Origin of the sequence: Albibacterium profundi, assembly GCF_042159835.1 — a bacterium.
Classification (GTDB): Bacteria; Bacteroidota; Bacteroidia; order Sphingobacteriales; family Sphingobacteriaceae; genus Albibacterium; species Albibacterium profundi.
This window is the reverse complement of sequence record NZ_JBBVGT010000003.1, coordinates 535820-561865: the sequence shown is the minus strand read 5'-3', so window position 1 is coordinate 561865 and position 26046 is coordinate 535820. Positions and strand designations below refer to the sequence as shown.

Here is a 26046-nt window from a genome sequence, read left to right as displayed (position 1 = left end):
CTATCTATTTGATCGACTGCACCAACTCTGTCAACACACCGTGACAGTCTTTTGGATGAATAAAACAAACCAGTTTATTATCAGCTCCTTTTCTTGGTTTATCATTCAAAACTCTGAAACCTTGCGCTTTAAATCGCTCAATTTCACTGTATATATCAATAACCTCGTACGCGATGTGATGAACCCCTTCGCCTCTCCTAGCTAGAAAATCAGCTATAGGGCCATTCTTGTCCATAGCTTCTAATAGCTCTATTTTGCTTTCACCAATTCTTAAAAAAGCAGTTTTTACATTTTCAGATATTACCGACTCTGTTTTATAACAAAGCCTATCCAACACCTTCTCGTATTTTGCAATCGCCTGCTTCAGGTCTACAACCGCAATCCCGATATGATCAATTTTCTCCATATACAAACAGTCTTTAACAAATATACGTGACCGTCTATAGATAAACAAAGCTGATCCCCGAGTTTGCAACTCGACTCTATTGTGGTGTTTATATTACGGTACTATCGAATATTAGGTGTAAGGTAGATAACCGTACTCCGATGTTTGTGATGCTTCCCTTTATTACCTTTGCCTTTTCCACGATTTCCTCTATTTTTTCGCTGACCAGGGGCAAAAGGTTTAGCCGATTTTGTACCAAATATCTTCTTGGCCTGTCCAGGTGGGAGACCATTGTTACCTCGTCCATTTGAATAGGTAGCACAGGATGACATGAAAGCCACACTTGCAATCATCGTAAGATATAAAAAGTATTTTCTTAAGTTCTTTTTCATAAATAATAAACATGCAAATACTACGCCATTATTTAAGAAACATTACATTTATAGTATCAAAACAATCCAATCAATATAACACTTAGAACAGGTGCGAAGAATATTCTTTTCTACATTATAAACCATTCTATTATCACCGAGCACAGATCGCTACAGAGTTTAGACAAAGTGGACTTGAGCCCCTGTCGACTGATTATGTTCATTATACACGTCCCTTATAAGCAATTAAAACAAGCACTATGCTTTAATTGTATTATAACATATGCATACAGATGAAGAAATAAAAAAGGAAGGATTCCGACAGCTCTCAGAAATGACCCCTGCGGAATTAGAAACACTTACGGAAATAGATTTCGAGGTAGTTCTACAAAAGAACGATGGCGGCTCCGAACGTTATACCATTTTCTTTGAAAGAGGCTTTGCTGACGAAAAGAGCGAATGGACTGTAAGAAACATTATCCGCCCAGATAAGCTTCAAGATCCCGAGCCGAAAAATAATGATACGATAGAGTAACTACCCTACTGCATCTGGTTTCTTTTTAGAAAAGTGTTTGCGTTGACCGTTCTTCCTAAATGGTTTTTTCTTTCGTCTGTTGTTTCCGTTTTTATTGGTTGAAGCTAAAGGATTAGACGGGCCTTCACCCAGAAACTCGGGTAAAGGAATAATATCCACTACCCTACCCATAAACTCTTCAATAGCCTTGAATTTTCGGAAATCCTTATTATTCACAAGTGTAATAGCTGTTCCGGTCGTTTCAGCACGAGCGGTACGTCCAATTCGGTGGATATAATCTTCCGGATCACCGGGAACGTCAAAGTTAACGACAAGATCGATTCCATCCACATCAATTCCTCGCGACAATACATCAGTTCCAATTAACACAGAAACCTTTTTATTTTTAAAATTCAACAAGATTTCTTGTCTTTCCTCTTGCTTTAAATCGGAGTGGAATGCTTTTACTTTTAAGCCCAACTTCCGCAGGTCAGTACTCAGATGCTTCACCTTCTCTTTGGTGGAAGCAAAAATAATGATGCTATTATAATCGCCTTCTTTTAGTAAAGAAAGCAAGAGCTTATTTTTTTGTTCGTCAAACGTGCGGTAAGCCTCTTGCTTGATTCCTTCTGCAGGTTTTGAAGTTGCTATATTGACATGTTGTGGATTATTAAGTAGCTTTTCAGCAAACTTTCTAATTTTTGCTGGCATAGTGGCCGAGAACATGAGCGTCTGTCTGACTTTAGGTAGCTTTCCAACAATACGCAATAAATCTTCTTGGAAACCCATATCGAGCATCCGGTCGGCTTCATCAAGTACAAGATATTTAAGTTGGTCTAGCAAAACACCGCCCGAATTCAAATGCGCAATTAACCGCCCGGGAGTGGCAATGACGATGTCTACCCCTTCTCTTAGAGAACGTCTTTGTTGTTCATAATCAATCCCATTACCACCGCCGTAGATAGCAATGGAGGTAATACCTGTAAAATAGGCAAGTCCTTCAACCTGCTGATCAATTTGCAAAGCCAGTTCTCTGGTAGGTGCCAATATCAATGCGCTAATGGGTGGTCTCTTTTCTAAACGACAAATACCATCCATAACTGGAAGCAAATAAGAAGCTGTCTTACCGGTGCCAGTTTGTGCACATGCGATAAGATCATGAGCTGATTGTACGATTGGAATGGCTTGGGTTTGTATCGGAGTTGGGGTTTTGAAACCCATGCTATTTAGACCATCTAATAATTGATCGTCAAAAGCAAAGTCAGTAAAAGTCAATAGTATATAGAATTAATTTAGTTACAAAAGTACGAAAAAAACGACCAATTAATCAATTATTATTATTTCGGTCTTGAAAACCAACAATAATTCTTACTTTTGTATCCCGTACGAAAACAATCAGAAAATAGTCTAAAAGCAATTTTTTTGAGGGTTTATCCAAAATAATGACATGACAAAATACATCTTCGTTACGGGCGGCGTTACCTCGTCTTTAGGTAAAGGTATTATTTCAGCATCCTTAGCTAAACTTCTTCAAGCACGTGGTTACAGTGTAACCATTCAAAAATTTGACCCTTATATCAATGTTGATCCAGGCACACTCAATCCGTATGAGCATGGCGAATGCTTTGTAACGGAAGACGGTGCCGAAACCGATTTGGACTTAGGGCATTATGAACGATTTTTGAACACGCCAACTTCACAAGCCAATAACATTACGACAGGTAGAATCTACCAACATGTAATTCAAAAGGAGCGTGCAGGCGATTACTTGGGTAAAACCGTTCAAGTTGTTCCACATATTACGGATGAAATTAAACGCAATATGCGGCTACTTGGTGAAAATGAAGATTACGACATTGTAATTACCGAATTAGGTGGTACTGTGGGTGATATTGAATCTTTGCCGTTTATTGAAGCTGTTCGCCAATTACGTTGGGAATTGGGCAATAACGACTCGTTGGTTATTCACCTCACATTAGTTCCATTTCTTGCAGCGGCTGGCGAGTTAAAAACAAAACCGACGCAACATTCGGTTAAAATGCTATTGGAATATGGCATTCAGCCCGATATTTTAGTTTGCAGAACAGAACACCATTTAACAAGCGAAATTCGTAAAAAACTAGCATTGTTCTGTAATGTTAATCTCAATGCTGTCGTCGAATCAATTGACGCTCCATCTATCTATGATGTGCCGCTCCTGATGATGAAAGAGCAGTTGGATAAAACGGTTTTAGCTAAATTGAAGTTACCGACTAAACCGGAACCAAATCTTGATCTTTGGAAAGCGTTTTTAGGAAAGTTAAAGAACCCCACTTCGGAAATTGGCATTGCATTAATAGGCAAGTATGTAGAGTTGCCCGATGCATATAAATCGATTACAGAAGCATTTATACACGCTGGTGCACAGAATGAATGCAAAGTTCATGTACATTGTCTTTCTTCTGAAGATATCACCGACGCCAATGTTGCCGATAAATTGAAGCACATGAGCGGAATCTTGGTGGCGCCCGGTTTTGGTGAACGTGGACTGGATGGAAAGATCCAATCTATTAAGTATGCACGTGAAAATCAGATTCCTTTCTTTGGTATCTGCTTGGGGATGCAATGTGCAGTAATTGAGTTTGCTCGCAATGTGCTGGGTTTAAAAGATGCGAACAGTTATGAAATGAATACCAAAACGAAGAATCCGGTGATCAACTTGATGGACGAGCAAAGAAAAGTGAAGGATTACGGCGGTACCATGCGTCTTGGATCATATCCATGTGAATTGAAAAAAGGAACGAAAGCGGCGTCAATCTACGGAAAAAGTAAAATTTCAGAGCGTCACAGACATCGTTATGAATTCAACAACAAGTATCTAAAAGACTTTGAAAGCAACGGGATGATTGCTTCAGGAATTAATCCGGAGAACAACTTGGTAGAGATCGTGGAACTAAAAAACCATCCATTCTTTGTTGGATCACAGTTTCACCCAGAATTAAAATCAACAGTTATAAATCCTCATCCACTTTTTGTTAACTTTGTGGCCGCTTCGCTGGCTTACTCGAAGAATCGTAGCGACGCTAAAAAGAAAGCAGAGAAAAAATAAACACATACGACACATACTATGGATAGAAATACCTTTACCGGACTCTTTTTGATGTTGCTTATCATTGTGGGCTCGGTATACCTTCTAAGACCTTCCGAAGAGGAGTTGAAACGAGAACAACTTCTTCAGGACTCAATAGCTAGAGCCAAATCTGCGCCAGCGGCGGGAGCTGATACGCAAACAGTCAATGCGGCGACCGATTCAACTGCTTTACTTGATAGTAATCGAGTTGCTTCGTCGCAAGACTCAATACCTGCTACCGGTCCCTTTGGTAGTGCAAAGAATGGAACAGCAAGAACCATCAGCCTGGAAAATGAGCTAATTAAAGTAAACATTAGCAACAAAGGAGGACGGATAGAATCTGTGGAGTTGCAAGACGAAACCGATTACTTAGGAAATCCTCTTATTATGTTCGAAGGCGATCAAAACACATTTGGATTACAGTTTTCAACTGCTGGGGTCAATGTCAATACAAACGATCTTTATTTCGAAACGACTAGTCAGGATGTTCAAGTTAACAGTGGGGATTCAGCCACAGTAAGCTTACGTCTCAATTATGGGGATGGAAAATACATCGATTACATCTATTCGCTAAAAGCGGAAAGCTACCAAGTAAGCTTGAACATCGTTACCAAAGGCATGCAAGATGTCGTAGCACCAACTCAGACATCGTTGTTATTAAACTGGTCAGCTACCTTGGGACAAAAGGAAAAAGACCTAAGTAACGAACAACGCTATGCGTCTGTTTACTATCGTACGGCAGAAGAAGATGTTGAGAACCTAAGTACGGGTAAGGATGACAAAGAAGATATCGGTAAAACACAGTGGGTATCGTTTAAACAGCACTTCTTTTCAAATACATTAATTGCAGATCAGTTTTTTGAAGGAGGTACCGTTGAAGTTAAAACTGTTCCCGATACAGACGTCGTTAAGGCTTATTCGACCAACTTAAATCTTGCTTTCGCACGTCAGGACATTAACAATTATCCCCTGCGCTTCTATTTTGGCCCTAACAAATACTCTACGTTAAAGAATCAGGGCTTGGCACTTGAACAACAGGTCGACTTAGGTTGGGGACCGATGAAGTGGATTAATCGCTTTATCACGCTACCGGTATTTAACGTATTGGAAGATTTCCACTTGGGTTACGGCTTGATCATCTTGATTTTAACTGTCCTGCTCAAACTCCTCCTTTCACCATTGAGTTACAAATCATATGTATCCATGGCGAAAATGCGTGTATTGAAACCCGAGATGGATGAGATTAAAGAGAAGGTCGGAAGCGACAACCCTACCCTGCTGCAACAGGAATATCTAAAACTCTATAAACAAGCAGGAGTAAACCCCATGGGTGGTTGTATACCAATGTTATTGCAAATGCCATTTACAATTGCCTTCTTCTTTTTCTTCCCGAATCTATTCGAGCTAAGAGGAGAAAGCTTCCTGTGGATGAATGACCTTTCTACATACGATGCTGTCATTACCTTCAAGCCTATTTTTGGAATCGGACATATTAGTCTGATGGTGGTACTGATGACCTTGGCCACATTGCTGTCGACATGGTATAATAACTCGGTATCAGGAGTTACAGGACAAATGAAGTACATCGGGTATTTTATGCCATTGATATTCTTATTTGTGTTAAATAGCTTCCCTTCTGGACTGACCTATTACTATTTCTTATCGACCGTATTTACTTTCGGACAGCAATTTACAATCCGTCAGTTTATCGATGACGAAAAAATACACGCTAAAATTCAGGAACACAAGAAGAAGCCGGAAACAAAAAAGAAGAAATCTGGTTTTCAAAAGAGAATGGAAGATTACATGCGCCAACAACAAGCAGCTGCAGGAAAGCAAAGCGGTTCCGTTTCTAAAACAGGTGGTGCTAAAAAGAAATAAAAGATATGCAGGGACAAGGTCGGAATTCAGCGAATAAGAAGAGTAAAGCGGAGAGATTGTTGCGTAAGCACAACCTAAAAGTAACGGTGCCCCGCTTAAGTGTTCTTTCCGTTATTTCAGAAAAGGAAACTGCAACCTCGCAACCTGACTTAGAAAAGATTTTAGGTAAAAGCGTAGATCGGGTAACTCTTTACCGTGTATTAAATGCGTTTGAAGAGAAAGGTATCCTTCATAAAATATTTGATCTTCACGGTACAGCAACCTATGCCTTATGCTCTGACGATTGCCCCGAACATATACACAGTGAAGAACACGTGCACTTTACCTGCTCGAAATGTAATAGTGTCTATTGTCTAGATGAAGTAACCCTACCTGCTATAAAGGTACCGAAGGGCTTTCAGCTAGATATGGTGGGGATTAATGCGGTTGGGGTGTGTGCCCATTGCAAATCCAAAATCAACTGATAAAATCATTTAAAATAAAAAAAGACGCTTAATTGAAGCGTCTTTTTTTATTTATTGTTCTCGTATCACTACTAATACTCATCTTCGTTAAAGAAGAAATCGTCTTTAGTAGGATAATCTGGCCATATTTCTTCGATATTTTCATAGGGTTCGCCGTCATCCTCAAGCGCTTGTAAGTTTTCAATAACTTCAACAGGAGCACCTGAACGGATTCCGTAGTCTATTAATTCATCTTTCGTTGCCGGCCAAGGTGCATCTTCTAAATGAGATGCTAACTCTAATGTCCAGTACATAGTTAATTTATTTATCAGTTCAATTTTCCGCAAAAATAGAATAATTTGTCAAATAAAAAAATTTATGAACTAATAATATCTAAACCCTTGGAACCCAGATATTTTCATTATTACCTGAGTCTAAAGCTACTTTTCGGGCTAAGACGAAAAGATAATCACTCAGACGATTCAGATAAATAATTACTTTTTCATCTACATAACTTGTTTCTGAAAGATGGACAGACAAACGCTCAGCACGACGACATACACATCTAGCCAAATGGCATGCAGACGAGGCCAATCCTCCACCTGGCAGGATAAAGTGCTTTAATGGAGGCAACTGTTCAGTCATTGTATCGATTTGCTCTTCTAAGAATTCAATATCGGTATTATATAAGTCAGGTATTTGCTTGGTAGACCGTTCAGGATCTGATGCAAGTGACGAGCCGATCGTAAAAAGCCGATCTTGAATTTCTTTCAGTGTATCATCCTGCTTCGAGTCGATCTCATAACTCCGAATTAAGCCAATATAAGAATTCAGCTCGTCGACCGTTCCGTAGCTTTCAATACGGAGGTGATGTTTGGCTACTTTGGCACCTCCAATCAGAGACGTTTGCCCCTTATCCCCCTTTTTTGTATATATCTTCATCACATTATATTTTATTGACCTTCCTTAGCTAACTCTAGAGCCTCGGTTGTTGTGTAGTATTTGGCAATCATATTAGGGACTTCCCAATCCGGCATATTGCCCTTTTTTAAATACTCAAGATACTTTTCAGTCACTTGTGCAAAATGCGCTTCGTGGCCTACCTTATATTCGTCCGGAACGAGTACTTCCCAGCCCTTGTCATACTCTTTCAACTCAACTCCCGGAAACTTTTCCTGTATTGTCTTCAGTCCAATCAAAAGTGCCTCTTTATATGCGTCGGTTTTTCCCTCTACGGGTTCTATATACAAGGCTGGTTTATAGCCCTGATCCGCACCTTGACGGATCACTAAGTTAGTTTTACTCCCTCTCATAATCGAGTAATGGGTATCGCCGGTACCTTCGGGAGCCTGAAAATTCCAAATGACGGAAACTTTGGTGTGAACACCTTTTAGTGTGTAATTCATCTCTCCATTCGAATATACCTTCAGGGAATCGCCCACGACATCCTTGTGAAGGTAGTCGGGATAATCAGACTGCTTGGTCGCCTCCTGAAATTGCTCCCTGCTCATCGTGGTAGGCCAACGCTTCGCAGACAGCATATTAATATCCCTCGTGTAATCGATCACTTCTCCCGGAAATAAAGACCATTGGATCATATCTACTAAATGTGTGGTTACATCTACTATTCCCTCTCCTTGTTGCGCTACGTCAAAAAACCAAGCAGGGCGGGTTAACGGATTGCCGGACACGTATTTAAAAAAATGGTGAACACTCTCTTTGGTTACCGCCGGATTATCCTCCGTTCCCATTTCCTGTTCACCATAAACATCTTTTAATAATGAAAATTCCTTTTGTAGCATAGTCGTAATCTCGTAACGCTCGGTCATGATATCGTATAAAAGCAAATCCTGTTCTTTTGCTTTATCAAAGGCAGTTTTCAGCACTTCGAATCCAGCGCGGTCAATTGCCATTGGCTTATCAGCCAATACATTGAACCCAGCAGCAATCGACTGGTCGATATAATTAATTTTATCCCGGTTATTCCCTGCAAGTACGACTACATTTCCCGCCTTTTCTTCAAGCATCTTTTCGAAATAATCAGAACCCGTATAAACCGCTTCTTTCCAAGCGGTTGGCTTGTCAGAATCAGAATTATATTGTTTAATCAACGCCATATGAGCATCTAACTCTGCACCTTCGGGGGCGTACACGTGAACTGTGGAGTCAACATCTGCGTACATACTTTTCTGCACCAATGCCGCGTGAAAGTGCCCGGGCGCAAGGGTCATAAGCTTTACTTTAGAATTCATTTCGTCAGAGGAATTATTGTTTGATGAGCCAGAGCAACCCGCTGCGAATAAAACAGTTAGGATCAAATAAATTTTCTTCATTTAAGATAAGGTTTGTATGAAAGCCAATTTTTCAGCTTCCAATATATGATTTTCTAATTTGTTTTTTCGACATTAACTATATTTATACTGAATATAGTTCGTCCCATAGGGATATCGTTGGGGTCTAGAAAGAAGTTTATTCGCTTCTATATTGTCTTTAAATTGTTCCTTATCGGGATCCCATTGTAATTTTCCGGGAACTTTCATCGCCGCATGAAGAATTAAGCAGGCACTGCACGACCGATGCGCCACTTCCACCGGGCTAATGGGTTCTTTTCCGTTCTCTATGCATTCCAACCAATTTTGGTGCTGCTCCGGACTTGCATATAAATGAACCTCATTAGCACCTATTTCCGATCCCAATATACTCGGATCACTTGCTTGAAAGGCTTGATTATCACCACTAGTCGGATCGCTTGCGGTAACACCTACATTTCCGCGCCCAACGAAAATCCAACCGTCGCTACCCTCAAAACGAACACCGTTCGGATAGTCGCCCATCAACATCTCGATTCCATTGGCATAACGTGCTCTAGCTTCGTATTTTCCATGAACATTCCATAAACCCGTCGTCGGAAATTCAGCGGTAGCTTCCACCTCAATTGGCCCCGTTAATTCGGTATCCATTCCCCAATGAGCAATATCAATATGATGGACACCCCAGCCCGTGATCATTCCAGCCCCAAATTGCTCCAAGCGCAACCACCCGCCACGATCATGTGGGTTCTCCGGATGCACACGATCAATCGTATAAGGCACATAAGGTGTTGAACCCAGCCACATGTCATAGTTAAAACCTTCAGGTATAGGCATCTCGGCACTTGCTCCACCAGCCGGGTCAAACGGCAAACCTATTTTTACGGTATGAATTTTACCAATCCGACCATTGCGAACTAACTCACATGCTTTTTTAAATTGTGGCCATGGGTTCATGGACCGTTGTTGGCTTCCCAACTGGAACACGACACCTGCTTTCTGAACTGCATCGCTCATTTGTCGCCCTTCCTCAATCGTTAACGAAGTAGGTTTCTGAAGATAGATATGCTTATCTGCTAAAGCAGCCTCAATAGCCGGTTGTGCGTGCCAATGGTCCGGCGTACTGATAATAACTGCATCAATGTCTTTATTTTCCAACAATTCATGATAGTCGTCATAGGACTGGATTTCTGGAGAGCGATTGTCCCGTTTTGTGTACCAACCCTCTACTAATTTTTTACATCCTACGAGTCGTTCCCGATCTACATCACTTAAAGCAGTGATACGGACGTTTTTGTGTTTAAAGGTTTCCGGCAAATCGTGAGTCTGAGCAATACGTCCGCACCCAATCTGTCCGACATTAATCTTATTACTAGGTGCATCTTTCCCTAAAACGAAAGATGGGACGATGGATGGGAAACCAGCAAAAGCAGCGGAACCGGCTGCAGCCGTTTTTACAAAATCTCTACGGTTTATGGAAGAACCTGTTCGTGTATGTGTCATAAAATAATAATTTTAGATTTAAAAATTGAGACTTCAGTAGCGGACTTCATCGTCCCGTCCTCTTGCATAAGCTTCAGTGTAATCCAATGCGCCCGTTTCATTGAACACATACTGAATTCCCTGTAAAATATGCTGCATAAACACAGGATCCTGATAGCTTTCTTTCATATGGCCAAGGGTGCTTATCCAAATTGTACCTCCGTCAAACTTCTGATGCCACACTGCCGGATATAATTCACCAAAGTGTGCAGAGTGCTCTTTTACTAAACGCTCCTGATTGTCTGCTAAGCTGAGATCTAACGAATTCAAATCGTGCGCCATCAAAACCTTAATTCCAGGATACATCTCCTTTGTAAAATAACATTCATCCTTTCTGACCCATCTTTTCGGCAACCCTTCTACAGACGGATGCTCTGGTCGGATATTAACTACTGTAAACTCCTGGAGAACAGCATGCCAGGAAAAACTACCACCGACCATTTTCTTAAACCAAGTCCAATTCCTCTCTGTTCCGGTAACCGAGTGAATTCCAACAAAACCTCCACCTGCTTGTATATATCTGCGGAAGGCAAGCCGTTGATCATCTGTATCAAAGACATCGTTATTAGTGCTTGAAAATATGAGCAACTTGTATTGCTTTAAATTGTCTTCTGTAAAAACCGAGGGATCTTCTGAGACGTCGACTTGAAAATCGTACTCAGCACCAAGTTTTTTAATAGCCTCTACCGCATAGGGAATATTATCATGTACGAAGCCTTCGCCATTTTTGGTATAAAGCAAGACTTTGCGGCTTTCCTTCACGTCTGATGTTGAACCAGCAATGGCTCCAGCACTGAGATCGACTGCAACTTTTGGTGGGTGTGCATACTGCTGCCAAGCTTCTTCTGCACGCTGCTCGTCCATTTCTCCATTGTAAACAAGAAAGCGATATTTCTGAACATAAGTATTCCCCGGATAGAGCGGCCAATCCCGATCTTTCGTAGGTGAGAAATTGGCAAATACATCCCCCCGGCCATTGGTACCTTCAGGCCAGATTCGTAGCGGTTCAGGATGATTATAGTTTATCGGGTACGACATCATTAGTGCACCTCCATAATCGGCGCCCAAGCTGCCTTGTACAATTACCCAGCGTGCTTTGGTGCCATCAGCATTTTTACGAGTATTTCCTTCCGAGGTCAATACTTCGCTGTTATCGTCGTTCCATGCTTCCGTTGCCCTCCAACCCAAACCTCCATAGCGGTACTCCTGAAGGATGACTGGACTGGCAGAGGCGCAATCTAGCTCTACGGTAATATCCATGATGTAATAATCATCTTCTGTATCCGGTTTGTAGATTCGTACAGACTGTACTTCGTTAAGAGCAGTTTTTTCGCTGCCATCTTTTTTAAAGGCAATATGCTCATGTACTGTTTGATAATCTCCGTAAATAGCGCCTTGATTTCTTGAAATAAGATGAGCGAAACGAACAGTCCCTTTACCGTCTCTTATGTTCCAGAAGTCGACCGTATCACCGTCAAACAACACCCTGGTCCACGGATTCCATAGTCCGAAATGATGATAGTGATCGGGTGGGTCGATCCGCGTGAGCTCTTGTCCGTTCGGTGTCCAAAACGGATGGATAAAGCCGCTGCGCTTATAAGCACTGTCGACCCCCTCGGGTGGATAATGTGTTTTATAAACATAACGCAGTAGGTTATTTCCGGACGACTGGATGAGCAAGGCTCCATTCTGATCTAGGACCTGCACCGCAGCTTCAACTACGGTTGGCTTACCCTTGACAAGCTCAAAAACACGTTCCCTCTTTTTTTGCCCCTTTTTATTCGGACTTAGCAACCAGTGCATTTCCCTGTCTTGTCCATGTTCAATTTGGTATGCAACCGATCGGCGATCACCATCAGTTATTTCAAAAAGTGACAACATTGAATCAGGGAGCACGGTAATATCATCCAACGATACAGAGACCGGAACATGAAAGCTTCCCGAAGTATTGTTAATCGGCACAGTTAAGGTTGCTATTTTCTGGGCCGAAACCGACATAGTAAAAATAAAAAAGATAGAGGCAAGAACACTTCTAAGCATATAAGCACATAAATTTAGGTTTGAAAAACTAATTTAGTAATTTCAAAAGTGCTTATTCAACTTTATAGTAAAATTCTTTTCTAAAAAAAAAGCGTATTACCATAGATAATACGCTTTTTCTAGAAAAGATAGATCGCTCTAATACACCTTCACCATATAGATATAATCTCTTATTTTCTTTATTTGTGCAGTTCGGGGAAGACCCTTTAACAGATTGGTTTTATTGTAAACTAACTTTTTGTCTAAAGAGTCACGCGACACGTTTTCTAGAGACTTTAGTAAATATTCGGTTTTTACCGCAAAAGCAGCTCCATCGGCTTCTTTTTGCTTTCCACTAATAACACCAATGATGTTTCCTGAATCATCCAATACCGGACCACCACTATTCCCCGGGTTTACCGGAATTGACACTTGGTAAGCAACTGTGTCGCCACCGTATCCTGTATTTGAACTCAAATATCCCCTACCATATACGGGTTCTTCACGTGGAAAGCCAATAGTGAAGATATCCTGTCCGAGTTCAGACTCTCCTGTCTTAAACGTATAGGGAAGTGGGCTTAAGTCCTGAAATGCAGGGTCAATGATTTCCAATAAAGCGATATCATAGGCGGGATCGATATAAACGACATTTGTTTTATACGACACCCCTTCCCCGTTTTGTACATACACAGAATCAGCCCCGCTAATAACATGATAGTTTGTAGCAATATAACCATTGGAGGTTAAAGCAAAGCCTGTTCCTCCAAAACTACTAGGTTCCGATTTTTGTACATTGGAACTAATGGTGTTAATTACACGATTTTGTGCATTTACATTGCTTTGAATACGATTCATATCACGCTTCAACGCGCTGTATTTGCTTGTGTTATCTTTTACATTACTATAAAACCCCGACATCCACAAGGTTGAAAAGACAATCATTAAAGCAACTGAAGCCGCAATCAATGTTGTCGCGCCGTGGTTTTTCCAGAAGCTGACCATAGCGTTCGACTTGTTGTTACGCTTTTGCTCTGTGAGATTCAAATGAGCACTTATTTGCTCCAGCTTTGCTCTAAACTCTCCCCGCTTCTGATATTCGCTCAGCTTTTCCACCAACAAATGATGTTCTTCATAAAAAGCAGCAGCCTCTGGGTTGTTTTTGCAATATATTTCAAACTCATTCCGCTCTTCTGGACTCATTTCACCTCTGATATAAGCATCAGCTCGTGCAACAAAATCTACATCCTTCTTCATCATGTTCTTTTATTTAAAAAATAGTTTCTTTAATCGTTGTAAGCATTTATACTTTTGATTCTTAGCATTATCTGCATTCGTGTATCCAAACTTTTCGCATATCTCCTGCATTGATAAATTGTGGAGATAGAAATCACTTATAATCGTTTGGCAAGGTTCGCCTAACAGATGTAAAGACTGTTCCATCAATAGAAATTGATCCTCTCGCTCGTAGTATTCCGCCAAATCATCTTCCACACCTACTAGCTCGTCCTGCTCTTGCGTATTTAAAATGAGGCGATCTGACTTATTTAGTCGCTTTAACCAAAGCCGCCTACAAACAGAGTAGATAAAGGTTCCTAGTTTACTGCTAAGAACGAAGTTGCCAGACTGAACTTTGTCATACAATACAATCACGGCTTCCTGAAAAATATCCTTCGCATCATCCTCTTCGCCGCTATTCTTAACGATAAGCTGATAAACCATCGGATAGTATCGTGTGTATAGATATTCCAATTCTGTTGTTGAACCTTCCGCTATACCTCTTAGTATTTCCTGATCGTCTCTGTATTCTTCTTGTACTCTGTTCACCTTTTAATACTTAAAACGAATAAAAGTAACCCATTTTTTGATAAATATATAAATATAAATTTGTGCTCGTTAAAAAGAAAGAGTGGGCCATACAGAAAAATATTTAAAAATTTTTGAGTTACCGGGGTTACCTTTTGAGATATGAGGTATTAAGGATAAAATAAACTAGTTATTTTAACAACAAAAAACAATTAAAATGAAAAATCTATTCAAATTTGGTTTCTTAGGCCTAGCTTTGACTTTCGCAGCAGCTGCTTGTAACACTCAACCAACTGAATCTCAAGAAGCAGAAGAAGTTGATGTTGTAATCGAAGAAGATACTGCAATCGTTAATGATGTAGATACTGCAGTTATCGATTCAGCTGATATCGATACTAACGTTATCGACTAAGCAATCTGAGAAATCTCTGATAACAAAAAAGCCCGCACAATATCTGTGCGGGCTTTTTTGTTAAATCTAGGTTATTATTTACATTTGTCATCTCAAAAGACTGATTCATGACACTTTCTCCCCTTTCTGCTATTTCACCAATTGATGGCCGCTATCATAAGGTGACGACGCAGCTGACTAACTACTTCTCGGAATATGCACTTATCCGTTTTCGAGTGCTTGTTGAAATAGAATATTACATTGCGTTGAGCGAAACAGAGATTCAACAATTGTCTAAATTAGACGATCCTACGAAGAAAAAGCTGCGTAATATTCTTGACGAATTCTCGAAAGAGGATGCAAAACGAATTAAAGAAATAGAAAAAACAACAAATCATGATGTTAAAGCTGTCGAATATTTTATCAAAGAAAAATTTGATTCGCTCGGCATCAAGGAAAACAAAGAGTTTATCCATTTTGGACTAACTTCGCAGGATGTTAACAATACGGCAATCCCGCTGTCATGGAAACAGGCCGTAGAGGAAGTGTATCGTCCAGAACTACAATCTATTCTTGAAAAACTTGGCAACCTATCAGAAACGTGGAAGAATATCTCTATGCTGGCTAGAACACATGGTCAACCTGCATCACCCACTCGCCTCGGAAAGGAAATAAAAGTTTTTATCGAACGTTTGGAGAATCAGGTTAAGCTGTTGAATCAAATACCATTTTCTGCAAAATTCGGTGGGGCAACGGGTAATTTTAATGCTCATCATCTAGCCTATCCACAAATAGATTGGGTTACATTTGGAAACAACTTTGTCAACGAACAGCTCGGCCTTAGTCGCTCACAATTCACCACGCAGATAGAGCATTATGACAATTTCGCTGCTCATTGCGATACGCTGAAACGCATTAATAATATTCTGCTGGATCTTTGTAGGGATATCTGGACCTACATCTCGATGGATTATTTCAAACAGGAGATTGTTGCCGGCCAGATTGGCTCATCAGCGATGCCACACAAAGTAAACCCGATCGACTTTGAAAACGCGGAAGGAAACTTAGGGATAGCTAATGCTTTACTAGAGCACTTGGCAGCTAAGCTTCCTATATCAAGATTACAACGAGATTTAACCGACTCAACGGTATTAAGAAACATTGGGGTACCGTTCGCGCATACCTTAATTGCTTTCAAATCGCTCATGCGAGGATTGAACAAGTTGATTATCAACGGAACAGCTTTCCGGTCAGATTTAGAAAACAATTGGGCTGTTGTGGCTGAAGGAATCCAGACAATCCTTCGGCGCGAAGGTTATCCGAAACCTTATGAGGCATTGAAGGACCTGACAAGAACCAATGATCAGGTTAATGAACAAACAATTGCCGCATTTGTAGATGGCTTAAACGTTTCGGACGACATTAAAGCCGAGATTAAAGCAATTACACCCTGGAACTATACGGGAATATAAAATAGCTGAAAGGCGAGTCTATCGTACACCGATAGACTCATACATAAACCCGATTTCTTTCATCTTTATAGCATCCAGCAGGTTTCGCCCGTCAAAAACAAATGCTGGCTTTTTCATATTATCAAATATCTTTTGCCAGTCGTATGTGTTAAACTCATCCCACTCTGTCAAAATAGTGACAGCATGTGCATCTTTACAAACCTCATAAGGGTCAGAAGATACATCAACAAGCTTTCTGTTTTCTTCCGGAGCACGCGTTTTAAGATAATCTAAATCAGCATAGATGGTTTCCTTGTCTACTTTTGGATCAAGCACCATTAGTTCGGCTTGTTCGTTTAACAAGATATCGGCCACATAAATTGCTGCTGACTCTCGTGTATCATTTGTATCTTTTTTAAAGGCCCAGCCCAAGAAAGCTATCTTCTTACCAGAAACTGTATTGTAGAGAGTTCGGATAATATTATGCGCGAAGCGTGTTTTCTGATAATCGTTCATGATAATGACCTGCTCCCAATAATCGGCAACTTCGGTCAGTCCGTATGACTTAGCAATATAAACCAGGTTTAAAATGTCCTTCTGGAAGCAGGATCCGCCGAAACCAACCGAGGCTTGCAAAAACTTACTACCGATACGACTGTCCATTCCAATGGACCTCGCCACTTCGGTGACGTCTGCACCTGTAACTTCACAAAGTTCGGAAATCGCATTAATTGATGACACCCGCTGAGCCAAAAAAGCGTTTGCTGTCAACTTTGACAACTCAGAAGACCATACGTTTGTCGTTAGGATCTTTTCCTTCGGTATCCAAGCCTCATATATCTTAACCAATGCATCGATAGCTTTTTGGCCTTCTTCGTTATGGTCACCCCCTATTAATACACGATCTGGATTTTCTAAATCACGGATCGCCGTCCCTTCAGCTAAAAACTCTGGATTCGATAAGATCTGATATTGTACACCGTTACCGGTATGCTTAAGAATACTTTTAATGGTCTGCGCCGTACGTACCGGTAAGGTTGATTTCTCAATAACAATCTTGTCATCTTTAGCCACATGAGCAATCTGTCGCGCACATAATTCAATGTATTTTAAATCGGATGCCATTCCCTTGCCTTTACCATAGGTTTTAGTCGGCGTGTTCACAGAAATAAAGATCATTTCTGCGTCAAAAATCGCTTGATCGACGTCCGTAGAGAAAAATAAATTTCTCCCTCTAGTCTCGGCTACGATATCGCTTAAACCGGGTTCGTATATAGGGATATTATTGACATCGGAATCGTTCCAGGCAGCAATACGTGCAGCATTCATATCAACGACAGTGACTTTGATATCAGGATTGTGCTTTGCAATAACGGCCATGGTTGGTCCACCTACATAACCGGCTCCGATACAACATATATTGGTAATCTTCATCTTTCGTTCAATCTTTATTTAAATGCAAAATAGTAACAAAATAATACAATAATTCTTAATGAAATGATATATTTGCAGTCCGAATCCTTACCCGGGTGGCGAAATTGGTAGACGCACCATCTTGAGGGGGTGGCGCCCTAAGGGCGTGGCAGTTCGAATCTGCTCCCGGGTACTTTTATTCTCCTTATGCACCTTATAATCAACAACTTACTGGTTTATCACTCTAAATAACCACAGTATTAGCCACACTAAATCAGGTATTCACGTATTTTATATCCGTTTCATCTGCCGTCAAAGATATTATTTTAAAATAACTCTCTCCAATACCAATTAATGGGTATTCTAAAATAAATCAGCTTAAGGATTCGTTCTGCTATAAGTCTTATCAGATACCCTGTTCACTCGCCTATTCGTCGAGTATTCATACCGTATAGCTATGTTAGGTCCCTGATAACTGGCTCTCAACACCGAGAGAAGGCAAAACAAGTCTTAAAGAAAAAAGATTTATAAAATAAATATGGCCCCACAATGGAGGCCATATTTATGTTTCAAATTAAGTATAGCTTAAAGTACCTGTAAAAAATGGGTTAAAGTTTTAATTCGGTTCAATAAACTAATCAAAAGTACTGCCTTTTAAAGAATTATCAATACCTATAAATGGTTATTTTTAAATTTAGGGTATTAATCAATTTCCTGTGCCATGATTCGTGCAGCCTCTTCGTCTTCATACTGTTCGATCAATTCGGCCAATTTCGCTTTCAACTTGGCAGTAGTCTTTTCATAGCCCGGTTTTCCATAGAGGTTTTCCATTTCATTGGCATCTTTCTTCAAATCGAAAAGTTCCCAACTTTCTACTCGCTTATAAAAGCGAATCAATTTATAACGCTCTGTGCGGACACCAAAATGTGGTGAAACAGAATGCTCGCCATTTTCATAATAGTGATAAAACATAGCGTCTCGACCTTTGGCTGACTTCTTGGTCAATACCGGCAAGAATGATTCTCCCTGCATTTCGGCTGGAATCTCCAAACCAGCAACATCTAACATCGTTGGCGCTACATCTAAGTTCATGATAAAATCATCCGACTCAGTCCCAGGCTTAATCACACCAGGATAACGGACCAGCATCGGTGTCCGAAAAGACTCCTCGTACATAAATCGTTTATCAAACCAACCATGCTCACCTAGATAAAACCCTTGGTCAGACATGTAGATGACAAGCGTGTTTTCAGAAAGATTATGCTCGTCCAAATAATCCAATACTCTACCTATATTTCTGTCTAAAGATGCCGCTGTTGCCAGGTAATCCTTCATATAGCGCTGATATTTCCATTCGGTTAGCTCATTTCCCTGTAGGTTTCTTGCTTTTAAATCGGCTTCTATAGGTCCATAAAAGTCTTGGTATTTCTTCCTTTGCTCTGGAGTCATGCGGTTGACGGTTCCTTCGTTTTCTACTCCTGTAAGCATTTTTAAATCATAACCCATTACCATGGTTTTGGAAATAGTCATGTCTTGAACTTCAGCTGCCTCTCTCCCATCATAATCATCATAAAAGTTGTGTGGTAAAGGAAAGGTCACATCCTCAAACATATCCAAGTCGCCCGTATCCGGCATCCAAGTTCGGTGTGTAGCCTTATGGCCGACAATTAGACAAAAAGGCTGATCAGATTCTCTTTCATCAAGCCAGTCGACCGTTAAATCAGAAATCACGTCAGACACATAGCCTTCATAATGCGCACGTGTTCCGTCCATTTTCAAAAAGTCCGGGTTAAAATAGCTGCCCTGACCTGGAAGAATTTCCCAGTAATCAAAACCCTGGGGTTTGTTACCTAAATGCTGCTTGCCAATCCACGCTGTCTCGTAACCGGCTTTTTGTAGTCTTTTTACAAAAAGATCTTGCCCATGATCAAAAGTGGACGTTTCATTATCTTTAAAACCATTCTTATGACTGTACTTTCCAGTAAGTAAAACAGCTCTACTCGGGCCACAAATAGAATTCGTCACGTATGCCCGATTCAATAAGACCCCTTCTTTGGCTAAACGATCCATATTAGGGGTCTGCATTAGATTGCTACCGTAAGCACTAATTGCTTGAAAAGCATGATCATCTGAAATGATTATTACGATGTTCGGAGGTTTTTCATCGCCTTTTACTTGAGCAAAGGCCGAGGATACGATAGAAATAAAGAAAAGCAAGCTTATGCTGCTCAAAGCAGCACTTCGTGTAAATGGTCTCTTCATAAATAGTTTATTCATAATCTAGATCAATGTAACAATTATTATGTGATATTTAATTTTTTTTATCGCTAAATCTTTCCAACGAGCACTTTAGTCATCTGACTAAAATCAAGGTATTTATTTGCTAATCGTTGTACATCTTCGGGTATCATTTGATTAACTTGCTGGGTGTAATAATCATAGTAATCCAGTGATAAGCCAGAATAATACACTTGTCTAAATTTGTCGACATGAGAAAATACGTCTTGCAGGCTACCAAGCAATGAACCTAACAAATAATTTTTCACCAGGGCCAGTTCTTCATTAGAAACCGGTTCGTTCTTCAGACGATCTATCTCGTATTCAACTTCGGTCAATGTTTGTGATGTAAACTCAGCACCAACTTCCGTCGCGACCGTCAAATATGCGGCATCCGACAAGGAAACTAAATGAGACCCAATTCCATACGTATACCCTTTATCCTCACGAATATTAGCCATCAGTCGGGAGCCAAAAAATCCACCGAATAAAGCGTTCACCACTTGCAAAGAAGGGAAATCAGGATGACTACGCCCGATACTTATATTACCTAATCGGACGGCAGTCTGCAATGCTTTATCTTTCTGAACAACAACTTCTTTTGTTATTCCATTTAAATTTTTTATTCTACTTTCCGGTTCCAGCTTATCACCTTTTTTCCAGTCTTTTTCAAGCGTCCGAAAAACATAGTCAGTCATCGCGTTATCAACCTTACCGGAAAGAAAGATGGAACAGTTTGACGGATTTATTTGCTGCCTAAATAACTCTATTACATCTGTCCTTTGCAGATTATTATAGTCTTCTTCCCCTGCCTTGAAACCGTACAAGGTATCGCCGAACAATGCGTTATTAAATTCGCGTCGAGCAACAGAATCATTTTTCTTCAGCGCAATTTTCAATGATTGTTTTGAATTCCGACAATAGGTATCGAGCTCCTCTTGCGGAAAGTTAGCATCATTTAGTATATCAACCACAATCGGCAAAACTTTATTGAGGTGTTTTCCGAGGGTAATAAGACTGAGAGCTGTATGATCATAGCTAAATTCCGGATAGAGGAAAGCTCCATAATAATCAATAGACTCGGCAATGATTGCACTCGAGTGCTTTGTCGTTCCTTCCATCAAATTAGCACTTAAAGCTGCATGTGCGAGTGGCTTGTCTATTTGAAATCCTCTATTGTTAAATACCCATTGCACTCGAATCAAATCTTGATCGCCAGCCGAAAACACAAATAATTTGGCTCCATTACTCAGCTCCATTGACTCCGGAGAAAGAATATTTACACGTTCTATAGGATGAAAAACAGGTGGGTCTATTCGATTAAGCATGTTCTTGGGATAAATAAATTAACGTAGATGAGTTTTCTTTTCTAAAAAGCTGACTGCTTACTCTCCGAATATCTTTCGGAGTAACAGACAAATAGCGTTCGGTTTCTGTATTGATCATTTCGGCATCTCCCAGCAATTCAAAATAAGCTAGGTTCATTGCTTTATTCAAAATAGACATTTCTGAGAATGCCATTGTAGATTCAATTTTATTTTTAACTTTTTCGAGCTCATAATCCAGCACATCTTCGTCGGCCATCGAGACAAGCTCCTTCCAGATCGCTGCTTCGGCTACCTCTACAGAGACACCGGGTAATGGCTTTCCTTCGACCACAAACAGCCCCTTATCAATACTGCCCATGACATAGGCGTTGATTTCACTAAACATCTCCTGTTCTTTTAACAGCCGTCGGTATAAACGTGACGACTGCCCTCTTGATAAGAGATCAGAAATAAGATCGGATACATAATAATCGGGGCTATCATGTTCGCACATTTGAAATGCTATATAAAGACTATCGCTAGGCACATCGGCATGTACAATCTCCCTTCTTTCGTCATTTTGTTCAGGCTCTAACGGGAGGTTTCGAACATATTTATTACCCGGACTAATAGGTTCGAACCATTTCTCTGCCAATAGCTTAATCTCATCGGTCAGCACATTCCCGGCGACAACCAAAATGGCGTTCTGAGGCGTATAATGTTTATTGAAGAAAGCCTTAACGTCAGCCATCTGTGCGTTCTCAATATGCGATAGTTCTTTCCCAATTGTAGCCCACTGATACGGGTGGTTTTTATATGCCAAAGGTCGCAATTTTAACCAGACATCCCCGTAGGGTTGATTAAGGTAACGCTGCTTAAATTCCTCGCAAACAACATTTTTCTGTACATCTAAACTCTTTTGACTGAAGGCAAGGCTCAGCATCCGATCGCTCTCTAACCAAAAGGCTGTTTCAATATTCAATGCAGGCAAGGTTAGATAGTAATTGGTAATATCATTACTGGTAAAGGCATTGTTTTCTCCACCAACCAACTGCAGTGGCCTATCATACTCTGGAATGTTCACGGAACCGCCAAACATCAAATGTTCAAACAAGTGTGCAAACCCGGTCTGATTAGGATTTTCATCGCGGGCGCCCACATCGTATAAGATGTTAACTACCGCCATAGGCGTAGAAGGATCTTCATGAACTAACACTCGAAGTCCGTTTTTCAAAACAAAACGGTTGTATTTTACCATATTCTTATTCTTTTGTTCAAGCAAATAGCTACAAATTTAATTAAATAAAGAAAACATGAAGAGATTTCGTAAATTAACCAGGAACAATTAACACCTAAACGACTATGGACTTCGATCGCTATATGCTGAGCACGGAAGAGCAATTAGCACTGTATCAAGCACTTTTATTTCCGCGTTTATTCGAAGAGCGGATGCTGATTTTACTAAAACAGGGAAAGTTAGGCAAATGGTTTTCGGGCATCGGACAAGAAGCTGTTGCCGTCGGTGCAACCTTGGCAATGAAGGAAAGCGAATACATCCTTCCGATGCATAGGAATCTAGGTGTGTTTACGAGCAGAAATATAGACCTGGTCCGTCTGTTGGATCAGTTTCAAGGGAAAGCAAGTGGCTTCATCAAGGGACGCGACCGATCTTTCCACTTTGGGAGCCAAGAGCTTAAGATTGTCGGCATGATCTCTCATTTGGGGCCGCAATTAGCCGTTGCTAATGGAATTGCCTTAGGTCATAAACTTGATGGGGACGAAAAGTGTGTGCTCGTATTTACGGGCGAAGGTGGAACCAGTGAAGGTGATTTCCATGAATCCGTCAATGTCGCCGCAGTTTGGGATCTCCCTGTAATATTTATTATAGAAAATAATGGCTATGCACTATCAACGCCAACAGACGAGCAATATCGATGTGTTAATCTTTCAGATAAAGGAATAGGCTATGGCGTTGAAGCTATTCAGATTGATGGAAACAACGTTTTGGAAGTGTATACAACCATCAAGGAGAAGGCTATTGAAATCCGAAATAACCCAAGACCTATCATCATCGAATGCAACACATTTAGAATGAGAGGACATGAAGAAGCGTCGGGTACGAAATATATCCAACCGGAAGTTTTTGAACCTTGGAAAATGAAAGATCCACTTTTATCTTATGAATCATATTTAGTTGATAGTGAGATTATAGAACAGGGTGAAATAGACCGTTTATACACTAAGTTTAAACACGAGATTGAAGCCGCCATTAATGAAAGTTTTGGTTCACCAATTGAGCCGATCGACCCAGATAGCGAGATCGAAGACATGTATTTTCCTCACCAACCTGAGATTGTAAATCCGGTGACAGAGTCGACAACAGAAAGACGCTATTTAGATGCCATTTCAGACGCCCTTCGAACAGCCATGAAAAAGTATGATAAACTGATTATGATGGGTCAGGATATCGGTCACTATGGTGGTGCATTTAAAGTAACCGAAGGTTTCGTCGATGAATTTGGTGCGCATAGAATCCGCAATACTCCTTTATGTGAATCAGCTATAATAGGCTCAGGACTAGGATTATCAGTCGGCGGATATAAATCAGTTATTGAAATGCAATTTGCTGATTTTGCAACAATGGGTTTTAATCAAATCATTAACAATTTGGCAAAGTCTCATTATCGGTGGGGGCAGAATGCAGATGTCGTGATTCGCATGCCTACAGGCGCCGGAAGCGGTGCAGGCCCCTTTCACTCCCAATCCAATGAAGCTTGGTTTATGAAAACTCCGGGGCTCAAAGTTGTATACCCGGCTTTCCCTCATGACGCTAAGGGTTTATTGCTTTCAGCTATCAACGATCCCAACCCAGTAATTTACTTCGAACATAAATATCTTTACCGTTCGCTCCACCAGGAGATTCCTGATGCCTATTATACCACACCCATAGGAAAGGCAAACACAATCAGGGAAGGCTCCCATCTGTGCATAATAACCTATGGTTTAGGAGTCCACTGGGCTTTAGATTACCTAAAAAGTCAACCCGAACTCTCCATTATGTTGGTTGATTTACGGAGCATCTTACCTTGGGACAAAGAAGCGGTGGAAGCTGCCGTGCGGAAAACCGGACGCGCACTCATCTTACACGAAGACACGCTCGTCGCCGGCGTTGGTGCTGAAATTGCCGCGCATATTTCGGAACATTGTTTTGAATACTTAGACGCGCCCGTTATGCGTTGCGCAAGCCTCGACACCGCTGTTCCGATGAACAAGGGCTTGGAGCGAAACTTTCTAGCTAAAAGTCGCCTTCCAGAAACAATCGAAAAACTACTCGCCTACTAAAATTCTATTGTTGGTTTTCCACAAAAAATTGATCTGAAAAATTCAAGAGAAACAGTTCGGTAGTCGCCCGCGTGCAAGCTGTATACAGCCAACGCATAAATTCTGTATCGACCATCTCTTCGGTAAGAAAACCCTGATCAACAAAAACAGCACCCCATTGCCCACCTTGAGCTTTATGACAGGTCACTGCCATTGAAAACTTGACTTGCAGTGCATTATAATATGGGTCTTGTTTTATAGCCTGAATTCGGTCCCGTTTATTTGGAAGGTGTTGGTAGTCCGCCATAACCGACTCAAAAAGTTTATTTTGATCCTCACGAGAAAGGTTGGGACTGTCCGAATACAATGTGTCGAGCAATACGCGACAACTTAAAGGTTCATTATTTACGGAGTCAATAAACTCAAGCGACACATCTGCAAAACGAAATCCAAACTGCTCGTGAACATTACCAACACGGCGCACCTTGGCCATGTCACCATTGGCAATAAAACTTTGATTATCATCTTCTCCAGTCCAGAAATAATTATTTTTAACAATCATGATATGATCCCCTCCTGTCAATTCTTCTTCTCGATACAGAACACGATTACGAATATTCTGATTATACAGATTAGCGTTTTTATTAGAACGACAGACGACCAGGGTATCCTCCATTCCATATTTGTTATAGGCGTATTCAAGTCCTTCAATCAGGCGTTCGCCAGTCATCCGGTACACATCCTTGAACCCGCGAACGAGCAGTTGCGGATAACGAACCTCTCCCTGATCATCATCGGCATCTAACAACTGATTACGAATGGTCGTCGCGTTATAGAGAATACCCGATTCACTTTGCTGTCTCACAACCTCTCGCAACTCCACACCAAACATTTCTAAGCTAAACAAGGTTGAAAGCGTTTTGAGTGATAATGCCGGACTTTCGATCAACCCCACAGGAGGAAGCTGTGCGGTATCACCGACCAACATCAAGCGACAGTTTTCACCATTATAAACGTATTCTATGAGGTCTTCTAATAGGCTCTGGCGTGAAAAGGCAATCCGCTCATTCGAAATCATGGATGCTTCATCGACAATAAAGAGTGTATTTGAGTGTTTGTTTTCTGCCAGCATAAAATCCATCTCCGGGGTTCCGGCAACCTTTTTTCGGTATATTTTCTTATGGATTGTAAAAGCAGATTTTCCAGAGTAAGCGGTAATAACTTTAGCTGCCCTACCTGTAGGCGCCAACAGGACTGTGCGCATCTTCAGAATCGGTAGCGCTCTAACCAATGTACTAATCATCGTTGTTTTCCCCGTACCTGCATAGCCCTTTAAGACGTATGCGGCGAATGATTGACGAGAATTAAGAAAACGGACGAACTCCTGAAAGGCCTTCTTTTGATCCTGTGTCGGATTTGCCGGAAAATATTGCTCGAAGAATTCAGCTTTAACCACATTCAAAGTTATGAAAAGGTTTGTCAAATCGAATTGAAAAGCTATTTTTGTTGT

The 26046-nt window shown here is 40.8% G+C and carries 22 protein-coding genes and 1 tRNA gene; 8 read left to right on the top strand and 15 right to left on the bottom strand.

Annotated features, from left to right (window positions below; all coding sequences use genetic code 11):
• Positions 1-4: 4 nt before the first annotated feature.
• Positions 5-406 (bottom strand): methylmalonyl-CoA epimerase, encoded by a 402-nt coding sequence (gene mce / locus WKR92_RS13830; RefSeq protein ID WP_375558429.1) that lies wholly within the window; start codon positions 404-406, stop codon positions 5-7.
• A gap of 101 nt (positions 407-507) precedes the next feature.
• Complete coding sequence (locus WKR92_RS13825) at positions 508-777, bottom strand: hypothetical protein (protein ID WP_375558428.1); 270 nt, start codon at positions 775-777, stop codon at positions 508-510.
• 262 nt (positions 778-1039) lie between these two features.
• Here WKR92_RS13825 and WKR92_RS13820 point away from each other — a divergent pair, with 262 nt between their 5' ends.
• Positions 1040-1291, top strand: coding sequence for a hypothetical protein (locus WKR92_RS13820; protein WP_375558427.1), 252 nt, complete (start codon positions 1040-1042; stop codon positions 1289-1291).
• Here the strand turns inward: WKR92_RS13820 and WKR92_RS13815 are convergent, their stop codons facing one another.
• Positions 1292-2545 (bottom strand): DEAD/DEAH box helicase, encoded by a 1254-nt coding sequence (locus WKR92_RS13815; RefSeq protein ID WP_375558426.1) that lies wholly within the window; start codon positions 2543-2545, stop codon positions 1292-1294.
• 172 nt (positions 2546-2717) lie between these two features.
• On the opposite strand from WKR92_RS13815, the gene pyrG reads away from it, so the two are divergent.
• From pyrG to WKR92_RS13800, 3 genes are read left to right on the top strand one after another with little or no spacing between them, the layout of a single operon-like run.
• The gene (gene pyrG, locus WKR92_RS13810; RefSeq protein ID WP_375558425.1) at positions 2718-4358 is read left to right on the top strand and encodes a CTP synthase; all 1641 of its coding nucleotides are present in this window, start codon (positions 2718-2720) and stop codon (positions 4356-4358) included.
• A gap of 18 nt (positions 4359-4376) precedes the next feature.
• The gene (gene yidC / locus WKR92_RS13805; RefSeq protein WP_375558424.1) at positions 4377-6260 is read left to right on the top strand and encodes a membrane protein insertase YidC; all 1884 of its coding nucleotides are present in this window, start codon (positions 4377-4379) and stop codon (positions 6258-6260) included.
• A 5-nt stretch (positions 6261-6265) separates the two neighbouring features.
• The gene (locus WKR92_RS13800; protein ID WP_375558423.1) at positions 6266-6724 is read left to right on the top strand and encodes a Fur family transcriptional regulator; all 459 of its coding nucleotides are present in this window, start codon (positions 6266-6268) and stop codon (positions 6722-6724) included.
• A gap of 71 nt (positions 6725-6795) precedes the next feature.
• On the opposite strand, the gene WKR92_RS13795 is transcribed toward WKR92_RS13800, so the two are convergent.
• The 7 genes from WKR92_RS13795 to WKR92_RS13765 form a co-directional block, all read right to left on the bottom strand.
• The gene (locus WKR92_RS13795; RefSeq protein ID WP_017258669.1) at positions 6796-7017 is read right to left on the bottom strand and encodes a DUF2795 domain-containing protein; all 222 of its coding nucleotides are present in this window, start codon (positions 7015-7017) and stop codon (positions 6796-6798) included.
• A gap of 79 nt (positions 7018-7096) precedes the next feature.
• Positions 7097-7645 (bottom strand): cob(I)yrinic acid a,c-diamide adenosyltransferase, encoded by a 549-nt coding sequence (locus WKR92_RS13790; protein ID WP_375558422.1) that lies wholly within the window; start codon positions 7643-7645, stop codon positions 7097-7099.
• 11 nt (positions 7646-7656) lie between these two features.
• Positions 7657-9036 carry a putative oxidoreductase C-terminal domain-containing protein gene (locus WKR92_RS13785; RefSeq protein WP_375558421.1) on the bottom strand — a complete coding sequence of 460 codons (1380 nt, stop codon included), beginning with the start codon at positions 9034-9036 and terminating at the stop codon, positions 7657-7659.
• Between the two features lie 72 nt (positions 9037-9108).
• A complete protein-coding gene (locus tag WKR92_RS13780; protein ID WP_375558420.1) occupies positions 9109-10515 on the bottom strand; it encodes a Gfo/Idh/MocA family protein in 1407 nt (468 codons plus the stop codon).
• 33 nt (positions 10516-10548) lie between these two features.
• Positions 10549-12552, bottom strand: a complete 2004-nt coding sequence (locus tag WKR92_RS13775; RefSeq protein ID WP_375558419.1) for a DUF6807 family protein — start codon at positions 12550-12552, stop codon at positions 10549-10551.
• A gap of 180 nt (positions 12553-12732) precedes the next feature.
• Positions 12733-13830 carry a trypsin-like peptidase domain-containing protein gene (locus tag WKR92_RS13770; RefSeq protein WP_375558418.1) on the bottom strand — a complete coding sequence of 366 codons (1098 nt, stop codon included), beginning with the start codon at positions 13828-13830 and terminating at the stop codon, positions 12733-12735.
• A 6-nt stretch (positions 13831-13836) separates the two neighbouring features.
• On the bottom strand, positions 13837-14397 hold the full coding sequence (locus WKR92_RS13765) for an RNA polymerase sigma factor (RefSeq protein WP_375558417.1): 561 nt from the start codon (positions 14395-14397) through the stop codon (positions 13837-13839).
• 196 nt (positions 14398-14593) lie between these two features.
• Here WKR92_RS13765 and WKR92_RS13760 point away from each other — a divergent pair, with 196 nt between their 5' ends.
• Together WKR92_RS13760 and purB are read left to right on the top strand one after the other, a co-directional pair.
• The gene (locus tag WKR92_RS13760; RefSeq protein ID WP_375558416.1) at positions 14594-14788 is read left to right on the top strand and encodes a hypothetical protein; all 195 of its coding nucleotides are present in this window, start codon (positions 14594-14596) and stop codon (positions 14786-14788) included.
• A gap of 107 nt (positions 14789-14895) precedes the next feature.
• Positions 14896-16239, top strand: coding sequence for an adenylosuccinate lyase (gene purB / locus WKR92_RS13755; RefSeq protein WP_375558415.1), 1344 nt, complete (start codon positions 14896-14898; stop codon positions 16237-16239).
• Positions 16240-16257: 18 nt separating this feature from the next.
• Here the strand turns inward: purB and WKR92_RS13750 are convergent, their stop codons facing one another.
• On the bottom strand, positions 16258-17652 hold the full coding sequence (locus tag WKR92_RS13750; protein ID WP_375558414.1) for a nucleotide sugar dehydrogenase: 1395 nt from the start codon (positions 17650-17652) through the stop codon (positions 16258-16260).
• A gap of 89 nt (positions 17653-17741) precedes the next feature.
• On the opposite strand from WKR92_RS13750, the gene WKR92_RS13745 reads away from it, so the two are divergent.
• Positions 17742-17824: transfer RNA gene (locus WKR92_RS13745), tRNA-Leu, on the top strand.
• A 509-nt stretch (positions 17825-18333) separates the two neighbouring features.
• Here WKR92_RS13745 and WKR92_RS13740 read toward each other — a convergent pair.
• The 3 genes from WKR92_RS13740 to WKR92_RS13730 form a co-directional block, all read right to left on the bottom strand.
• On the bottom strand, positions 18334-19893 hold the full coding sequence (locus tag WKR92_RS13740) for a sulfatase family protein (protein ID WP_375558413.1): 1560 nt from the start codon (positions 19891-19893) through the stop codon (positions 18334-18336).
• Positions 19894-19958: 65 nt separating this feature from the next.
• A complete protein-coding gene (locus tag WKR92_RS13735) occupies positions 19959-21236 on the bottom strand; it encodes a M16 family metallopeptidase (RefSeq protein WP_375558412.1) in 1278 nt (425 codons plus the stop codon).
• Positions 21229-22473, bottom strand: coding sequence for a M16 family metallopeptidase (locus WKR92_RS13730; RefSeq protein WP_375558411.1), 1245 nt, complete (start codon positions 22471-22473; stop codon positions 21229-21231). The genes WKR92_RS13735 and WKR92_RS13730 overlap by 8 nt, the downstream gene beginning before the upstream one ends.
• 104 nt (positions 22474-22577) lie before the next feature.
• Here WKR92_RS13730 and WKR92_RS13725 point away from each other — a divergent pair, with 104 nt between their 5' ends.
• Complete coding sequence (locus tag WKR92_RS13725) at positions 22578-24557, top strand: alpha-ketoacid dehydrogenase subunit alpha/beta (protein ID WP_375558410.1); 1980 nt, start codon at positions 22578-22580, stop codon at positions 24555-24557.
• A gap of 4 nt (positions 24558-24561) precedes the next feature.
• Here the strand turns inward: WKR92_RS13725 and WKR92_RS13720 are convergent, their stop codons facing one another.
• Positions 24562-25992 carry an ATP-dependent DNA helicase gene (locus WKR92_RS13720; protein WP_375558409.1) on the bottom strand — a complete coding sequence of 477 codons (1431 nt, stop codon included), beginning with the start codon at positions 25990-25992 and terminating at the stop codon, positions 24562-24564.
• Positions 25993-26046 lie beyond the last annotated feature (54 nt).